10 protein-coding genes, 1 tRNA gene and 1 pseudogene are annotated in these 16,660 nt (G+C 67.1%); 8 read left to right on the top strand and 4 right to left on the bottom strand.

Features of this window, described 5'->3' with window-relative positions:
* Positions 1-46 precede the first annotated feature (46 nt).
* From BVC93_RS01870 to BVC93_RS01860, 3 genes are all read left to right on the top strand, one after another.
* Complete coding sequence (locus BVC93_RS01870; RefSeq protein WP_192860159.1) at positions 47-2,140, top strand: ATP-dependent DNA helicase UvrD2; 2,094 nt, start codon at positions 47-49, stop codon at positions 2,138-2,140.
* Positions 2,141-2,252: 112 nt separating this feature from the next.
* A complete protein-coding gene (locus BVC93_RS01865; protein ID WP_083735684.1) occupies positions 2,253-2,480 on the top strand; it encodes a hypothetical protein in 228 nt (75 codons plus the stop codon).
* Between the two features lie 150 nt (positions 2,481-2,630).
* Positions 2,631-2,912, top strand: coding sequence for a WhiB family transcriptional regulator (locus BVC93_RS01860; protein WP_083740723.1), 282 nt, complete (start codon positions 2,631-2,633; stop codon positions 2,910-2,912).
* Positions 2,913-2,960: 48 nt separating this feature from the next.
* On the opposite strand, the gene BVC93_RS01855 is transcribed toward BVC93_RS01860, so the two are convergent.
* From BVC93_RS01855 to BVC93_RS01845, 3 genes are read right to left on the bottom strand one after another with little or no spacing between them, the layout of a single operon-like run.
* Positions 2,961-4,292 carry a macrolide-binding ATPase MABP-1 gene (locus BVC93_RS01855; protein ID WP_083735683.1) on the bottom strand — a complete coding sequence of 444 codons (1,332 nt, stop codon included), beginning with the start codon at positions 4,290-4,292 and terminating at the stop codon, positions 2,961-2,963.
* Positions 4,293-4,335: 43 nt separating this feature from the next.
* Positions 4,336-5,175 carry a cyclodehydratase gene (locus BVC93_RS01850; protein ID WP_083735682.1) on the bottom strand — a complete coding sequence of 280 codons (840 nt, stop codon included), beginning with the start codon at positions 5,173-5,175 and terminating at the stop codon, positions 4,336-4,338.
* Positions 5,176-5,212: 37 nt separating this feature from the next.
* Entirely contained in the window at positions 5,213-6,604 is a 1,392-nt protein-coding gene (locus BVC93_RS01845; protein ID WP_192860158.1) for a zinc-dependent metalloprotease, read from the bottom strand.
* 107 nt (positions 6,605-6,711) lie between these two features.
* Between BVC93_RS01845 and BVC93_RS01840 the strand changes: the two genes are divergently transcribed.
* The 5 genes and pseudogenes from BVC93_RS01840 (at position 6,712) to BVC93_RS01820 (ending at position 15,997) form a co-directional block, all read left to right on the top strand.
* A complete protein-coding gene (locus BVC93_RS01840; RefSeq protein ID WP_083735680.1) occupies positions 6,712-7,734 on the top strand; it encodes a YlbL family protein in 1,023 nt (340 codons plus the stop codon).
* Between the two features lie 92 nt (positions 7,735-7,826).
* A pseudogene (locus BVC93_RS01835) lies at positions 7,827-10,843 on the top strand (UPF0182 family protein).
* Between the two features lie 97 nt (positions 10,844-10,940).
* Positions 10,941-14,324 (top strand): AfsR/SARP family transcriptional regulator, encoded by a 3,384-nt coding sequence (locus tag BVC93_RS01830; protein WP_236950207.1) that lies wholly within the window; start codon positions 10,941-10,943, stop codon positions 14,322-14,324.
* Between the two features lie 82 nt (positions 14,325-14,406).
* Positions 14,407-15,804 carry an FAD-binding oxidoreductase gene (locus BVC93_RS01825; RefSeq protein WP_083735679.1) on the top strand — a complete coding sequence of 466 codons (1,398 nt, stop codon included), beginning with the start codon at positions 14,407-14,409 and terminating at the stop codon, positions 15,802-15,804.
* 119 nt (positions 15,805-15,923) lie between these two features.
* Positions 15,924-15,997: transfer RNA gene (locus BVC93_RS01820), tRNA-Met, on the top strand.
* A gap of 410 nt (positions 15,998-16,407) precedes the next feature.
* Here the strand turns inward: BVC93_RS01820 and BVC93_RS32910 are convergent.
* Positions 16,408-16,620 (bottom strand): hypothetical protein, encoded by a 213-nt coding sequence (locus tag BVC93_RS32910; RefSeq protein ID WP_157516737.1) that lies wholly within the window; start codon positions 16,618-16,620, stop codon positions 16,408-16,410.
* Positions 16,621-16,660: the final 40 nt, after the last annotated feature.

The following is a 16,660-nucleotide window of genomic DNA, read 5'->3' as shown; positions in this document are numbered from 1 at the left end:
GTTCCCGGCCCGGTGCGTGTCACCGGGCGCTGCGATGATGGGTCCCATGCCCACTGACAGCCTTCTCACCGCAGGGCTCGATGACGAACAGCGCGAGGCTGTGCTGGCCGGTCGCGGGCCGGTGTGTGTGCTGGCTGGTGCGGGCACCGGCAAAACCCGCACCATCACCCACCGCATCGCCCATCTGGTCGGGTCGGGGCACGTTGCCGCCAGTCAGGTACTGGCCGTGACGTTCACGTCCAGGGCGGCGGGGGAGATGCGCACCCGCCTGAGGAGCCTGGACGCCGACGCGCAGACCGGTGCGCGGGTGGGGTCGGTGCAAGCGCTGACGTTCCACGCCGCCGCCCGGCGCCAGCTGTCGTACTTCTGGCCGCGTGTTGTCGGCTCTACCGGGTGGCAGCTTCTCGACAGCAAGTTCTCCGTCGTCGCGCAGGCCGCCAACCGGGCCAAGATGCAAGCCAGTACCGAGGACGTCCGTGACCTGGCCGGTGAGATCGAATGGGCCAAGGCCTCGCTCATCACCCCGGAGCAGTACGCCGCCGCCGTCGCAGAGGTGGGCCGCGACATCCCCAAGGATGCCAACCGCATCGCCGCGGTGTACGCCAACTACGAGAACCTGAAGGCGCGTGGTGAAGTCGCGCTGCTCGACTTCGACGACCTGCTGCTGCACACCGCGGCCGCCATCGAGAACGACGCGGCGGTGGCCGCGGAGTTCCGTGATCGCTACCGCTGCTTCGTGGTCGACGAATATCAGGACGTCACCCCTTTGCAGCAGCGGGTGCTCAGCGCCTGGCTGGGCGATCGTGACGACCTGACGGTGGTGGGTGATGCCAATCAGACCATCTACTCGTTCACCGGTGCCTCCCCGCGGTACCTGCTGGATTTCTCGCGGCGCTTTCCCGAGGCCACCGTGGTTCGCCTGGAGCGGGACTACCGCTCCACCCCGCAGGTGGTCGAATTGGCCAATCGGGTCATCGCGGATGCTCGCGGTCGGGTAGCGGGCAGCAGGCTGCACCTGGTGGGCCAGCGTCCGCCGGGGCCGCGGCCGGCGATGCGCGAGTACCCCGATGAGGTGGCCGAGGCCGCCGCGGTGGCGCGTGCGGTCAAGGGGCTCATCGAATCAGGAACGGCCGCAGCCGAAATCGCCGTGCTGTACCGGATCAACGCCCAGTCAGAGGTTTACGAGGAGGCCTTGACGGCGGCCGGGGTGGCGTTCCAGGTTCGCGGCGGCGAGGGCTTCTTCAGTCGGCAGGAGATCCGGCAGGCTCTGGTGGCCTTGCAGCGGGCCGCTGATCGCGACGCCCAGGACGCCGATCTGCCGGATCTGGTTCGTCGGCTCCTCGAACCGCTCGGTCTCACCGCCGAAGCACCGTCTGGCACCCAGGCACGGGAACGGTGGGAGGCACTCACCGCGCTGGCTGAACTGGTCGACGAGGAAGTGGCCACCCGACCCGAGTTGGACCTGCCCGGGCTGGTGGCCGAGCTGCGGGTTCGCGCCGACGCCCGCCACCCACCCGTCGTGCAGGGCGTCACCTTGGCGTCGTTGCACGCGGCCAAGGGATTGGAGTGGGACGCGGTGTTCCTGGTGGGTCTGGCCGACGGCACCCTGCCCATCTCACACGCGCTGTCGCATGGTCCCGACAGTGAGGCCGTCGAGGAGGAACGGCGTCTGCTCTACGTCGGGATCACTCGGGCCCGGGTGCATCTGACGCTCAGCTGGGCGCTGTCGCGCACCCCCGGTGGGCGGCAGAGCCGCAAGCCGTCGCGCTTCTTGAGCAGCATCACCCCGAAGCCGCCGCCCGACCGTGCGGGCGGGCGCAAACAGCGGGGGCCCGCCAAACGCTGTCGCGTGTGCAACGCCGAGCTGAGCAGTCCCTCGGCGATCATGCTGCGCCGCTGCGAGTCGTGTGCCTCCGAGATCGACGACGAGCTGCTGCTCCAGCTCAAGGACTGGCGCTCGCGCACCGCCAAGGAACAGAAGGTGCCCGCGTTTGTGGTGTTCAGCGACAACACATTGATCGCCATTGCGGAGATGCTGCCTACCGACGACGCGTCGCTGGTCGCCATTCCCGGCATCGGGGCGCGCAAACTCGAGCAGTACGGCGCCGATGTGCTGGAGTTGGTGCGTGCACGGCCGTGAAACTGCAGGTCAGAAAATCGCTTGTGCTCGTCTATGAGGACCGTCTAGCCTCGAACGCGTACGACCCACGGCCGTCAGATGGCCCGCGCAACAAGAAAGGAGAGCCCCACCAATGATTGATTTCACGCAGCACGGCTCGGTAGGCAGCAATGCCGCCGTGGCAAATGTGGCAGGGGCCTCCCATGTCCTGTTGCTGGACAGGTTCGGAGCTGCGGTGATGACCGCACCGCATAACACCCCCGCGGCTCATGCCGCCTGGGCGGTTGCCGCCATTGCGCCGCAGCGCAAGCGCCGCACCGCCGCCGAGACTGACGCGTCCGTGGATCGGAGTTTCCTCTAGAAGCCCGACACAGCAGCCAAATGGCCACGGACCCGAAGTCACCCGGATCCGTGGCCATCAGTGTTTTACCGGGACAACACCCGCAAAACGCCTGGTCCGGATCTCGAAGCAAAGACGAGAAGCCACGAAACCAGGAAGCAGGTGAAGGACATGTCAGCCCTGACGGTCCCTGCCGTAGAGGACACGCAGAAGCTGCCGGAGCTGCCTTGCCATGCCGGAGACCCCGATCTGTGGTTCGCCGAAACCCCCGCCGATCTGGAGCGCGCCAAGGTGCTGTGCGCGCAGTGCCCGATCCGCCGCCAGTGCCTGACCGCCGCGCTGGAGCGCGAGGAGCCATGGGGTGTGTGGGGCGGTGAGATCATCGAGCGAGGCGCGATTGTCGCGCGCAAGCGCCCGCGTGGTCGGCCGCGCAAGGATTCGGTCGCAGCGTGACGTCGATGCCGCCGAGACTGCCCAGCAGTCTCGGCGGCTTTCGGGTGTCTAGTCCGGGTCGGCGAAGCCGGGCACCAAGTCCTCGGCGATCTGCCGCACCGGGACGTGCGCGTCCAGCTGACACGAGATCGCGACGATAGAGGCGATGACGCGCATCGGAATGGCGAGCTTGGCCGGGATGTCCATCTGTCGCGCGGTGCGGATCTGACCGGCGGCGCGGTCGAAGTCCACCGCGGCCATTCTCCGCAGCCACTTGCGGTTGTAGTGGAACACCTCGACCTCGAGTGGTTGCACGTATTGCTTGAGCATCTCGTCGATCTCGGCGGTGTCGACCTTCTCACCCTTCTGGATGAAGCCGATCTTCTCCATGGTGGGCAACAGCTTCTCGTAGTTCTTGTCCACCGCGTAGCGCAGCAGCTGGCCGAGTTCGCGGGGCATACCGCCGGGCAGGGGAGCGACGGCCCCGAAATCGATGACGCCCATCTTGTCGCCGTCCATCAGCATGAAGTTGCCGGGATGGGCGTCGCCGTGCATCATCTCCAGGCGGCGTGGGGCATCGTCGGTGAGTTCAAAAAGCCTGTACCCCATGAGATCTCGTTGATCCTGGGTGCCGTTGCGGATGATCTGCGCCAGCGGGATGCCGTCGATCCACTCCGCGATCACCACCTTGGGGGCACTGGCAATCACGGCGGGCACCACAAAGTGCGGATGGCCGGCGTAGGCCTTGGCGAAGGCACGCTGGTTGTCGGCCTCCAGCCGGTAGTCCAGTTCCATCTCGGTGCGTTCGATCAGCTCGTCGACCACGCCCTGGACGTCGGCGCCGGGGGAGAGCTGCTTGAAGATCGACACCATGCGCCGCATGGTCTTGAGGTCGGCGCGCAGCGCTTCATCGGCACCGGGGTACTGGATTTTGACGGCCACCTCGCGGCTGTCGGACCAGATGCCCTTGTGTACTTGGCCGATGCTGGCGGAGGCGACGGGGGTGTCGTCGAAGGACGTGAAGCGTTCGCGCCACTTGGTGCCCAGCTGTTGGTCGAGCACGCGGTGCACTTTGGCCGCGGGCAGCGGCGGCGCATCCTTCTGCAGTTTGGTCAAGGCTTCGCGGTAGGGCTCGCCGAACTGTTCGGGCACGGCGGCTTCCATCACCGAGAGCGCCTGGCCTACTTTCATGGCGCCGCCCTTGAGCTCACCGAGGACAGTGAACAGCTGATTGGCGGCTTTCTCCATCAGTTCGGCGTTGACTTCGTCCTTCGACTTGCCGGTGAGCCGCTTGCCGAATCCGAGTGCGGCGCGGCCGGCGAAACCCACCGGCAACGTTGCGAGCTTGGCGTTTCGCGCAGCGCTTCCACGTCTGATGTCTGCCACCACACCATCATCCACGACCTTCCTGTGCGGACGTGCACCGATGTGGCAACTGGCGATGTCAGCACGTGCAGCGGGGGTGGCGCGGCCAATGCCTGGCGGTGATGGTGCTGGTGGAGGTGTCGAACTCCAGAGTCGTGGACAAGGTGGCGGGTGGCTGCGGCCCGGGCACGCCGCGCAGCGCGCCCAGCACCGTGTTGACCTGGCCCAGCGCCAGCGCCGCGGTGGCCAGCACGGTGGCCCGGTCGGCAGAGCCGACAGTGTCGCGCAACTGGGCCGCCACCGCGGGCCAGGCCGCATCCCTGTCGCATCGGTGCAGGTCAGCGCAATCCAAGCAGCTGGTGAGCCCGGGAAGAACCAGTGGCCCCACCAATCCCTTCCCGTCGCGCACCCGGACCTGCAGGTGCGGCACACGCGCGTCGTGCAGGTCACGCAACAGACGCGGGTCGGCCACCAGGACATCGGTCAGCACCACCAGGTCCGTCGTCTCGGAATGCACCGCGGCGTGCGCGTGGCTGGTGTGCTTGAGGCGCGCTCCAGACCGCTGCAGCCCGTCGAGCATCGTGGCCGCCAAGGGGCCGCGGCCGTGCACCCGGATAGACGGTGCCCGTCCGGCGTCCGAGTTCTGCTGAAGTCGGGCCACCCCGGCGCCCACCAGCGCACCGATCAGGCCGGTCAGCTCTTCGGCCCCCACCTCGCCGTGACGGGCCGCCTCCCGGGCCAGCTCTTCCATTCCCGCGGTCGCCTGCATGCGGCGAAGCACCGCCGCCAGCGCCCCGGCGGTGAGCCCGCCGGGCGGACGGACCGTGACCGCACGACGTGGATCCCACCCCACCTGGACGGTGCCGTCCGGTCGCAGGAGCACCGGCATCGCCGGATCGAGGCTGTAGCGGCCGACCATGGCGCCGACTGTGACACGGCGCCTGCAGATCAGGTTTTTACTTCTCCACAGGGGGATCGCCGGAATCGTCTCGGCCGCTGTTGAAGTCTTTCTCGAACTGCGCGATGGCCTCGTCGATCTCGTCTGAACCGGTGTCGCCACCGATTACCCGGTCGATGAATCCGGCAGGTGTGTCGAGGTCGTCGGCGTCCGGCAGCAGATCGGGGTGCTGCCACACCGCGTCGCGGGCATCGGCGCCGGCGGCATCGGTGAGCCGCTCCCACAGCACTGCCGCTTCGCGCAGCTTGCGCGGCCGCAGTTCCAGCCCGACCAGGGTGGCGAACGTCTGCTCCGCGGGTCCGCCGGTGGCGCGGCGACGGCGCAGCGTCTCCGACAGCGCCGAGGCGCCGGGGATCCGGTCACCGAGAGCGGCGCTGACAACGGTCTGCACCCAGCCTTCGATGAGCGCCAGCAGCGTCTCGAGGCGTTCCAGCGCGGCTGTCTGCTCCGGGGTGGCCTTCGGTTCGAAGATGCCCTGGTTCAGCAGCTGTTCCATGGCGGCCGGGTCGGTCATGGCGGCCGGGTTGAAGCCCTGGGCCAGCTCCTCGATACCGGACATGTCGATGGTGATGCCCTTGGCATAGGCCTCGACATTGCTCAGCAGCTGGCTGGCCAGCCACGGCACATGTACGAACAGTCGCTGGTGGGCAGCTTCGCGGGCGGCCAGGAAGGTCAGGATCTCGGCGCGCGGCTGCTCCAGGCCCGACGAGAATTCCTCGACCGCCTCGGGCAGCAGCGCCGCCACACCCTTGGGGCCCAACGGCAGCCCGATGTCGGTGGAGGTCAGCACCTCTTTGGACAGCTTGCCCAGCGCCTGCCCCAGCTGCGAGCCGAACGCCATGCCACCCATCTGGGAGATCATCGCCAGCAACGGCCCGGCCATGCTCTTGGCTTCCTCCGGCAACGCCGAGGCCCACATGGTCGAGATCTGCTGGGCCACCGGGTCGCACAGCCGCTTCCAGGTGTCGATGGTGTTGTCCAGCCAGTCGGTGGCGGTCCAGGCGACGGCCTTGCTGGTGCCCGCGGGCAGGGGAGTGACGCCGTCGAGCCACAGATCGGCAAGGTGCACCGCGTCGGCGATGGCTTTGGTGGTGTTTTCCGGGATAGGAGCGACGAAGCCGATGCTGCTGGAGGCCAGCTGCCGGGCCAGGTCGTAGTTGACCGGACCTGCCGAGGCACCGGGCATGCCGGCGCCGCCGGCGGAGAACATCTGACCCAGGCGGGTGAAGATCTGTCCCAAATCGTTCATGTTGAAGTCGCCGCCCGCCGCGCCGAAGCCAAATGGGTCGTTCGGATTCGGGTTGTTTCGGTTCGGATCCTTGTCGGGATCCTTGCTTTCGCCGGACGAGAAGCCAAAGGGCAGGTCAGCCATGACTCCAACGGTACTCACCGTGGCCAGCGGCTGCGCGCACGGCGGTCACGCTCACAGTGAACCTGCGCTGCGCCTGACTCCTCAGCTGAGCAGGCCCACTCACATGGTGCCCGTACTCTTGCCTCGTGAACAGGCGGATTATGACGCTGGTGGTGGCGCTCGTACCGATAGTCGCCTTCGGAGTGCTGCTGGCCGTTGTGACGGTGCCGTTCGTCTCGCTGGGGCCGGGCCCCACCTTCGACACCCTCGGCGAGTTCGACGGCAAGCCCGTGGTCGAAATCGAAGGTACCGAGACCAAGCCCACGACCGGGCACTTGAACATGACCACGGTGTCGCAGCGTGATGGCCTCACTCTCGGCCACGCATTGAGCCTGTGGATGTCGGGTCGCGAGCAGCTGGTCCCGCGCGATCTGGTGTATCCGCCGGGCAAGACGCGCGAAGAGGTGCAGGAGAGCAACACCGCCGACTTCGAGAAGTCCGAGGACAGTGCCGAGTACGCCGCGCTGGGCTATCTCGACTACGCGCCGGCGTTGACGGTCGCCTCGGTCAACGACCCGGGACCTGCGGTCGGGAAGCTTCAGGACGGGGACGCCATCGATGCGGTGAACGGGCAGCCCGTCGCCAACACCGAGGACTTCACGCGTTTGCTGGCAGACACCAAACCGGGCGACGAGATCGTCGTCGACTATCGCCGCAAGAACCAACCCGCCGGCACCACCACCATCACCTTGGGCAAGCATCCTGACAAGGATTCCGGTCTGGTGGGCGTCTCGGTGCTCACCGTGCCGTGGGCGCCGTTCAGCATCGACTTCAACCTCGCCAACATCGGCGGGCCCTCCGCCGGCCTGATGTTCAGCCTGGCCGTCGTCGACAAGCTCACCACCGGTGACCTCAGTGGATCCAAGTTCGTCGCCGGCACCGGCAGTATTCGGCTGGACGGCACCGTCGGCCCCATCGGCGGCATCACCCACAAGATGCTCGCCGCCCGGGAAGCCGGTGCGACGGTGTTCCTGGTGCCTGCCGCCAACTGCGAGGAAGCCAAGTCCGACCCCCAGGACGGTCTGGAAATGGTCAAGGTGGAGTCGCTCAGCGGCGCCGTCGAAGCACTGCACACGCTTTCAGCCGGTGGCGAACCACCTGGTTGCTGACCGATGATCCGGCGTTTGCCCGAACCACGTTCAGTACAGTTGGGGCCGTCACAGTACACCTGTTCACCAGACCACCACCAGGGAGTTAACACGTGGGTATGCGGCCCGCCGCGCGGATGCCGAAGCTGACTCGGCGCAGCCGGATTCTGATTGCCATCGCTTTGGTGGCCGTGGTGCTGCTGCTGGTCGGCCCTCGGCTGGTCGACACATATGTCGACTGGTTGTGGTTCGGCGAGCTCGGTTATCGCTCGGTGTTCACCACCACTTTGTTGACCCGTCTCATCGTCTTCGTGGTGGTGGCGGTGGGAGTGGGCGCCATCGTCTTCGCGGGCCTGGCGCTGGCCTATCGGTCGCGGCCGGTGTTCGTGCCCACGGTTGGCCCCAATGATCCGGTGGCGCGCTACCGCACCGCGGTGATGTCGCGGCTCAAGCTGGTCGGCATCGGCATTCCGGTGGCCATCGGCTTCTTCTCGGGCCTGATCGCGCAGAGCTACTGGCCGGCGGTCCAGCTGTTCCTCAACGGCGGCTCCTTCGGCGTCACGGATCCGCAGTTCGGTCTCGACCTCGGCTTCTACGCCTTCGACCTGCCGTTCTACCGGCTGGTCCTCAACTACGTGATGGTGGCGCTGTTCCTGGCGTTCATCGCAAACCTGGTGGGGCACTACATCTTCGGCGGCATCAGGCTGGCAGGCCGCGCCGGGGTGCTGAGCAAGCCCGCCCGTATCCAGCTGGTCGCGCTGGTCGGTGTCCTGGTGCTGCTCAAGGCGTTCGCGTACTGGCTGGACCGCTATGAGCTGCTCAGTCACACCCGCGGCGGCAAGCCCTTCACCGGCGCCGGCTACACCGACATCAACGCTGTGCTGCCCGCCAAACTCATCCTGCTCGCCATCGCCGTCATCTGCGCGGCGGCGGTGTTCTCGGCGCTGGTCCTGCGTGACCTGCGCATCCCGGCCATCGGTCTGGTGCTGCTGCTGCTGAGCTCGGTGATCATCGGAGCGGGCTGGCCGCTGGTGGTCGAGCAGATCAGCGTGCGCCCCAACGCTGCTCAGCGCGAATCCGAGTACATCTCCCGCAGTATCACTGCCACTCGAGACGCCTACGGGCTCACCGACCAGACCGTGACCTACCGCGACTACAGCGGCAACGAAGCCGCCACCGCGCAACAGGTGGCCGCTGACCGTGCCACCACGTCGAACATCCGGCTGCTCGACCCCACGATCGTCAGCCCGGCGTTCACCCAGTTCCAGCAGGGCAAGAACTTCTACAGCTTCCCGAGCAGCTGGCGATGGACCGCTACACCGGCGACGACGGCGCACTGCGTGACTACGTGGTGGCCGCTCGCGAACTCAACCCGGAACGACTGATCGACAACCAGCGAGACTGGATCAACCGGCACACCGTCTACACCCACGGCAACGGGTTCATCGCCTCGCCGGCCAACACGGTGCGTGGCATCGCCAACGACCCCAACCAGAACGGCGGTTACCCCGAGTTCCTGGCCAGCGTGGTCGGCGGCAACGGATCCGTCGTCTCGCCCGGGCCTGCGCCGCTGGATCAGCCGCGCATCTACTACGGTCCCGTGATCGCTTCGGCGCCTGCCGATTACGCCATTGTCGGCAACAACGGCGGCCCGGACCGTGAGTACGACTACGAGACCAACACCGACACCCGCAACTACACCTATCAGGGCAGCGGCGGCGTGTCGATCGGCAACTGGTTCAACCGGTCGGTGTTCGCGGCCAAGTTCGCCGAGCGCAACTTCCTGTTCTCCGGCGTCATCGGCGAGAACAGCAAGATCCTGTTCAACCGCGACCCTGCGGACCGCGTGGAGGCGGTGGCGCCGTGGCTGACCACGGACACCAGTGTCTACCCGGCGATCGTGAACAAGCGGATGGTGTGGATCGTCGACGGGTACACCACCCTCGACAACTACCCGTACTCGGAGCTCACCTCACTGTCGAGCGCCACCGCCGACTCCAACGAGGTCGCGGCCAACCGGCTGCTGCCCGACCGGCAGGTGTCCTACATCCGGAACTCGGTGAAGGCCACCGTCGACGCCTACGACGGCACGGTCACGCTGTACGCGCAGGACGAGAGCGATCCCGTGCTGCAGGCGTGGATGAAGGTGTTCCCCGACACGGTGAAGCCCAAGTCGGACATCAGCGAGGAACTGGCCCAGCATCTGCGCTACCCCGAAGATCTGTTCAAGGTGCAGCGGGCGCTGCTGGCCAAGTACCACGTCGACGACCCCATCACGTTCTTCTCGACGTCGGATTTCTGGGACGTACCGCTGGATCCCAACCCGACAGCCTCCAGCTTCCAGCCGCCGTACTACATCGTGGCCAAAGACATTGCGCAGGACGGCAGTCAGGCGTCGTTCCAGTTGACCAGCGCCATGAACCGGTTCCGCCGCGACTTCCTGGCCGCCTACATCAGCGCGTCCTCGGATCCGGCCACCTATGGTCAGCTCACGGTGCTGACCATTCCGGGTCAGGTCAACGGCCCTAAGCTGGCGTTCAATGCCATCAGCACCGACACCGCGGTCAGCCAGGATCTCGGCGTCATCGGCCGCGACAATCAGAACCGGATCCGGTGGGGCAACCTACTGACACTGCCGGTGGGCAATGGTGGTCTGCTGTACGTGGCACCCATCTACGCCTCGCCAGGAAGCAGTGATGCGGCGTCGTCCTATCCGCGTCTGATCCGGGTGGCGATGATGTACAACGACCAGGTGGGTTACGGCCCGACGGTGCGGGACGCGCTCGACGAGATCTTCGGCGCCGGTGCCGGATCCACTGCGACGGGGCCTGCTCCGACGCCGGGATCCGCCGCCCCTGCGGGCAACCCGGGAAGTACACCGCCGCCTGATGCGCAGCAGTCGGCGCAACCGCCGGCCGCACAGCCTGAGGTGCCCTCGCAGGCAGCAACACCGCCCGCGCCCGCAGGCCAGCCGGTGACGCTCTCGCCCGCCAAGGCAGCTGCGCTCAGCGAGGTGCAGACCGCGCTTGACGGTATGCAGGAAGCGCAGACCAGCGGTAACTTCGCCGAGTTCGGTGAGGCTCTGCAGCGTCTCGACGACGCGATGAACAAGTACCGCCAGACCCGCTAGTCCGGTCGCCGATGCGGCGACGAAGGTGCCGGGGAAGGCGGGCCGGGCTACGACGATCCAGCCGGCATCGCTTGACATGCGTCTTTAGACTCCACGCGTGCACTATCGGTTGCTTGGCCCGCTGCAGGTGGTGCATGCGGGCACACCGGTGGACATCGGCTCGCCCAAACAGCGAGCCGTGCTGGCGGTGCTGCTGATTGCCCAGGGCCGGGTGGTCTCCACCGATCGCCTGGTCGATGCGGTGTGGGGTGACGACGTTCCCGGCAGCGCGATGGCGAGTTTGCAGGCCTACATCTCCAACCTGCGCAAGGCTTTGCGTGTGTCCGGGGGTGCGGCCTCGCCGATCGTGCGGCAGGCGCCGGGCTACTTTCTCGACGCTGTCGAGACCGATCTGGGCGCCTTCACCGGTTTTTGTGCCGCCGCGCGCACCGCTGTGGGTGACGGTGCGTGGCGGACGGCGTTGACGACGGTCGACGACGCGCTGGCGTTGTGGCGTGGCCCGCTGCTGGCCGACATGCGCGACGAGCCGTGGGTGCGAGACGAGGCAGGCCGCGTTGACGAACTGCGCGTCGAATGCCTCGAGCACCGCGTGACGGCCTTGCTGGCGCTGGGGCGGGTGCCTGAGGCGGTGGCCCAGGCGGGGGAGTTGCGCTCGGTTGATCCGCTGCGTGACCGTGGCGCCTGGCTGCAGATGTTGGCGCTCTACCGGGCTGGACGGGCGGCCGAGGCACTGGATGTATTCGCCGCGCACACAAAGGTTCTGGACGACGAGCTGGGTTTGGAGCCGGGATCGGAGCTGCGGGAGTTGCAGATCGCGATCTTGCGGCAGGCCCCGGAGTTGGCCGCCTGGCCGCGCTCACCCGAGTGGACCGGCGCCGCTGAGGTGCCCGCGCCCGCTGTCACGGTCGCCGCGGTGACGGAGGTGCCACCGTCGGGCTTGATCGGACGCAGCCGCGAAGTGTCCGCTGTGACAAGGCTGCTCGACGACATGCTGGCCGGCGATACCCGATGGATGGTGCTCACCGGCCCGCCGGGGATCGGTAAGACGCGACTGGCTGAGGAGGCCGCCGCTCGCGGTGTGCAACGCGGGGCGCAGGTGGTGTGGGTGGGCTGCCCTGACGAAAGAGGTACCCCGGCGTGGTGGCCCCTGCGTCAGCTGGTGCGCGCGTTGGGCGCCGACGCCGACCAGCTCTTGCAGGTGCCCGCCGAGGTGGATTCCGATACCGCGCGATTTCATGTTTACGAACGAATTCAGACCCTGCTGGAACAGGTTTCGCGGAGCCGGCCCATTGTCGTGGTGATCGACGACGCGCAATGGGCCGACCCGACATCGGCGAGTTGTCTGGCCTACATCGCCGGGGCGTTGCGCAATCACCCGATCCTCGTGGTCGTCACCGTCCGCGATGTCGACCACGGCCCGGAGTTGGCGCGTTTTCTGGCGACAGCCGCCCGTGGTGACGGCAACCGGCACCTGGTGGTGCCGGCACTGGACCACGCCGAGGTGGCTGCCCTGGCCAACCTGGTGGCCGAGGACGTGCTATCCGAGTCCGAAGCTGCGGTGCTGGCCGACCGTACTGGCGGCAACCCGTTCTTCGTCTCCGAGTACGCCCGGCTGCCCAAGGCCGAACGTGCAGGCACCGAACTTCCCGGTGCCATCCGTTCGGTGCTCGACCGGCGCTTGGCGGCCCTGGATCCCGCTGTGCTGCAGGTGCTTCGAGCCGCAGCGGTGATCGGTGAGGTGGTGGAGTTCAGCGTGCTGGCCGATACCACCGGGCTGGATGTCGACACCCTGGCCGACTACCTGGACGAGGCGGCCGACGAACGGATCGTGGTGCCCGCCCACGACGGTGACGGCTACGCCTTCGCGCACGGACTGCTGCGGACCCAACTGCTGGCCGACATGCCCGCGCTGCGCCGCCAGCGCCTGCACGCCACCGTGGCGCAGGTGCTCGAGCACAGCCGCGTCGATGATGCGCTGACTCGGCGCGCCCAGCACCTCGTCGCGGCGCTGCCCTTGGCAGAACCCGCCGAGGTGGTTGTCGCCTGTCGCCATGCAGCCGAATCGGCCACGCAGCGTTGGAGTTCGGAGACAGCCGCGCGCTGGTGGCAGGCAGCCCTCGATGCCTACGACCTGCTGCCGTCTGCCAGCCGCAGTGACGCCGAGCGTGACGCGTTGACCGTTTCTCTGTTGGACGCGTTGGCCCGCGCAGGCCGCGGGCAGACGGTGCTGGAGACGGTGCAGCGGCACATCCTCGCAGCGCTGCGCACCGGGCGAACCGCCACTGCAGGCCGGCTGGCCAGTGCTCTGCTGCGGGTCAGTGGTGGCTGGCCGTGGCTGGCGCCGGGGGTGGATCCTGGGCCACTGATTGCGGTGCTGAATCAGGCTGCACAGTTGGCGTCCGGAGATCCGGGTGCTGAGGCCAGGATTCGCGCCGCACTGGCTGTCGGGCACTGTTATCACCCGGACGCCGCGGTGGCCGCCGGTCAACTGGATCGTTCGATGCAGCTGGCGCGCAGCACCGGCGACGCCGACGTGCTGGCCGACGCGTTGATGGGGCATCTGATCACCTACTCGGGCGTGGCGTCGCTGAGTGCCCAGACACTCGAGTGGGTGGCACAGCTGACGGCGCTGGAGCACAGCGGTATTCGTGAAGACACGGTGATAGCGCACTCGGTGGCCACCATGGCGGCGATGAACCTCGGTGACCTGGATGCCGCAGTGGCGCATCTGCGAGCTGGTATCGACGGCAGCGAAGAGTTGCAGCTGCCGGTGCTGCGAGCCCAGCTGCGCTGGACCGAGGCGCTGATTGCTTTGTGGCGCGGCGATTTTGCCGAAACCGAACGCCATCACGGCATCGCCGCCGCTGTTCACGAGCAGACCGAACTGTACGAGGCAGGCAGCGGGATGCTGGCCGCCGCCTCGCTGATCCGGGAGAAGGGTCGTCTCCCAGAGACCGGGCGTTTGTCCGGTGAGGTCCCGGAGGCCGGTGGTGAAGGCATGGTCGGTGTGGTGCGGGTGGCGCTGGAGTCGATGCGCGGGGGAGAGCGTGCTGTTGCGCAGGATCTGCTGCGCCGCGGTGTCGACGGCCCCGCGGTGCACACCTGGATGTCATTGGGGTACTACGCGCTGCTGGCGCATCTCTGTGTTGACCACGACCTGCCGGAGTTCGCGCCGGAGCTGCTGACACGACTTGATCCGTACCGGGATCGGATCGCCGTCATCGGGCAGGTGGGCTTGGCTGGGCCGGTGGCGCACGCGACTGCCCGCCTGCGGTTCCTGCTGGGGGAGCCGGCGGAGTCGGACCTGGCCACCGCGGTGGCGCTGGCTCAGCGCACCGGCGGGGCGCCGACGTTGTTGCGGTGCCGGCTGTTGCAGCTGCAGATGGGAGGCGACGCCGGCAATCTCGAGGATGACGCCCGCCGAATGGGGATGTTGGGTCTGGCTGACGCTGCCGCCCGCTTGGAATCCGGTTCGGGATAACCGCCAAGTTTTTGCCAAGAGAAGGCCAAGGGCAGTCCGCGACGCTCTGAGCATCAACTTCTTCGTGTGAAAGGGACCGAGCATGACCGTCACCGACCTGACCGGTGAACACCTCGACGACCAGACCGTCGCGCCGCTGCGCGCCCGCCTCAGCGGCACCGTCGCACTGCCGACTGATCCGGGCTACGACCGGGCCACCCCGTGGAATGTCGCGGTGCCCATGCGCCCGGCAGCTGTCGTGTACGTCGCCAACACCCAAGATGTAGCCGAGGCGGTCCGGTTCGCCGTCGCTCACAAGCTGACGGTGGCGGTACAGGCCACTGGTCACGGCGCGCTGCCGGTTGGACCCTCGACGCTGCTGGTGCACACCGCCAACCTCAACGGCTGCCATGTTGATGCCCACAACCGCACCGCGCTCGTTGGTGCAGGGGTGAGGTGGCAACAGGTGCTCGACGCCGCCACACCCTACGGCCTGGCCGGCGCCTGCGGGTCGGCGCCGGGGGTTGGTGTGGTCGGTTTTCTCACCGGTGGCGGCATCGGTCCACTGGTGCGCAGCATCGGATTGTCTTCGGATCATGTTCGCGGTTTCGAGCTGGTGACCGGAGCCGGTGAGATCCTTTGGGTGACACCGGATCAGCACGCGGAGCTGTTCTGGGGCCTACGGGGGAGCAAGGGCACTCTCGGTATCGTCACCGCCGTGGAGATCGAACTGCTACCGATCGCCGAGTTCTACGGTGGTGCACTGTATTTCGGCGGATCTGACGCCGCCACGGTGCTTCATGCCTGGCAGGAGTGGGTCGCTGAACTGCCCGAGACTGTGACGACGTCTATTGCCTTGCAGCAGCTTCCAGCTCTTCCGGGCGTCCCAGAGCCGCTGGCGGGCCGGTTTTCGCTGTCGCTGCGCTATGTGGCGCTGGGTGACGTGGCCGAAGCCGAGAGGCTGCTGGCGCCCATGCGGGCTGTCGCGACCCCCATCATCGATGCGGTGGCGGTGATGCCGTACGCGGCGATCGGTGCCGTGCACGCCGACCCGGTGGATCCGATGCCGATCTATGAAGACCATGCGTTGCTTCGTGAGCTGACGTCTGAGGCGGTGGAAGCGCTGCTGGCCGTCGCCGGGCCGGACGCAGGCTCTGTGCAGGCCATCGTGGAGTTGCGTCACCTCGGCGGTGCGCTGTCCCGGCCAGCTGCCCATCGCAGCGCGTTCTGCCACCGCGATGCCGCGTTCGCGTTGGCCACCATTGGTGCGCTGGCCCCGGAGATCGCCGGACTGGTGCCTGCCCACGCCGCGACGGTGATCGCCGCCGTCGCACCCTGGTCCACCGGCGGTGCCCTGCCCAACTTCGCTCCCGCGACCGGTCAGGAGCGCCTGGCGCGCTGCTACGACGAGGACACGCTGTACTGGCTGTCCGCATTGGCCCAGCGGTATGACCCTTCCGGGGTGTTCCGCGTCGGCCAGGTGGCGCGTCACCAGGTGTAATCCCCGTCACGCTGGCGTCTGCTTCGGTGCCGCCGACCTGCATGTCCGCATTCAAAAAGCACCTCTGACCATGCGATTTGGAGCTCTCGGGCCGCATCAGTAACCTTGTGTTCACCCGACGCGGGGTGGAGCAGCTCGGTAGCTCGCTGGGCTCATAACCCAGAGGTCGCAGGTTCGAATCCTGTCCCCGCTACTAGGTAGAACGGCCCTCGGAGATCACTCCGGGGGCCGTTTTCATGGGGTTGGGAACACTTTTGGGAACATTCGCAAGGCTAATGATTATTTGGGAACGGATTGGTACCGGAAACCGTCATCGGCGACACGCGAGGTCTCTACCGAACACAAGTCCCTCTAGCCTGGCAGGCCAGCGTTCGAGCTAGTTAAAGAATGCCGCTCAGCGGCCCGCGAGGCGCGCCGTGCTCGCGGTCGAGCAATCGGTCGTCCTAGAGCCCTAACCAGCTTCAGGCCGAGCTGGCGTGTCGTACGAGTGCGACGGGTGAACCTGCCACAGTCATCGGTCAGGCACTCGGCATGAGTTGAGCTGCGGTTTACCGCGTGCTCGCTGAGCAGGAAGGCCGGGCGAATTGAACCCGGCTCGTCGACTCAGCCAGCTGCTCTGTCTGGTTCGTCGGTGGCTTCTACTCCTGTGAGCTCAAAGAGCTCGACACTATTTCCGTCAACCAGGACGTCGTACGTGAAGGCAACTCGAAAACTGCGCTCATCCTCTTCCTCTTCATCGCCTCCAGCAACATCGGAGTCGTCATCGTCGCCTATTGACCAGCCAGAACGATCCCGCACGTCGGTCTCGGTTGGCACACCGCTGATCGTTAGCACGCCAGTGATTCGGATCTCGCGG

This window comes from Mycobacterium sp. MS1601 (assembly GCF_001984215.1).
Classification (GTDB): domain Bacteria; phylum Actinomycetota; class Actinomycetes; order Mycobacteriales; family Mycobacteriaceae; genus Mycobacterium.
Note: the sequence above shows the minus strand (reverse complement) of the source record. Positions and strands in the feature narration are given on the sequence as shown.

What these genes read in the sequence shown, in the direction of transcription:
- BVC93_RS01865 (WP_083735684.1), top strand. Translation starts at nt 2,253, where the DNA reads ATGATTGATTTCACGCAGCACGGCTCGGTAGGCAGCAATGCCGCCGTG.
- BVC93_RS01825 (WP_083735679.1), top strand. Translation starts at nt 14,407, where the DNA reads ATGACCGTCACCGACCTGACCGGTGAACACCTCGACGACCAGACCGTC.
- BVC93_RS01870 (WP_192860159.1), top strand. Translation starts at nt 47, where the DNA reads ATGCCCACTGACAGCCTTCTCACCGCAGGGCTCGATGACGAACAGCGC.
- BVC93_RS01860 (WP_083740723.1), top strand. Translation starts at nt 2,631, where the DNA reads ATGTCAGCCCTGACGGTCCCTGCCGTAGAGGACACGCAGAAGCTGCCG.
- BVC93_RS01850 (WP_083735682.1), bottom strand. Translation starts at nt 5,175, where the DNA reads ATGGTCGGCCGCTACAGCCTCGATCCGGCGATGCCGGTGCTCCTGCGA.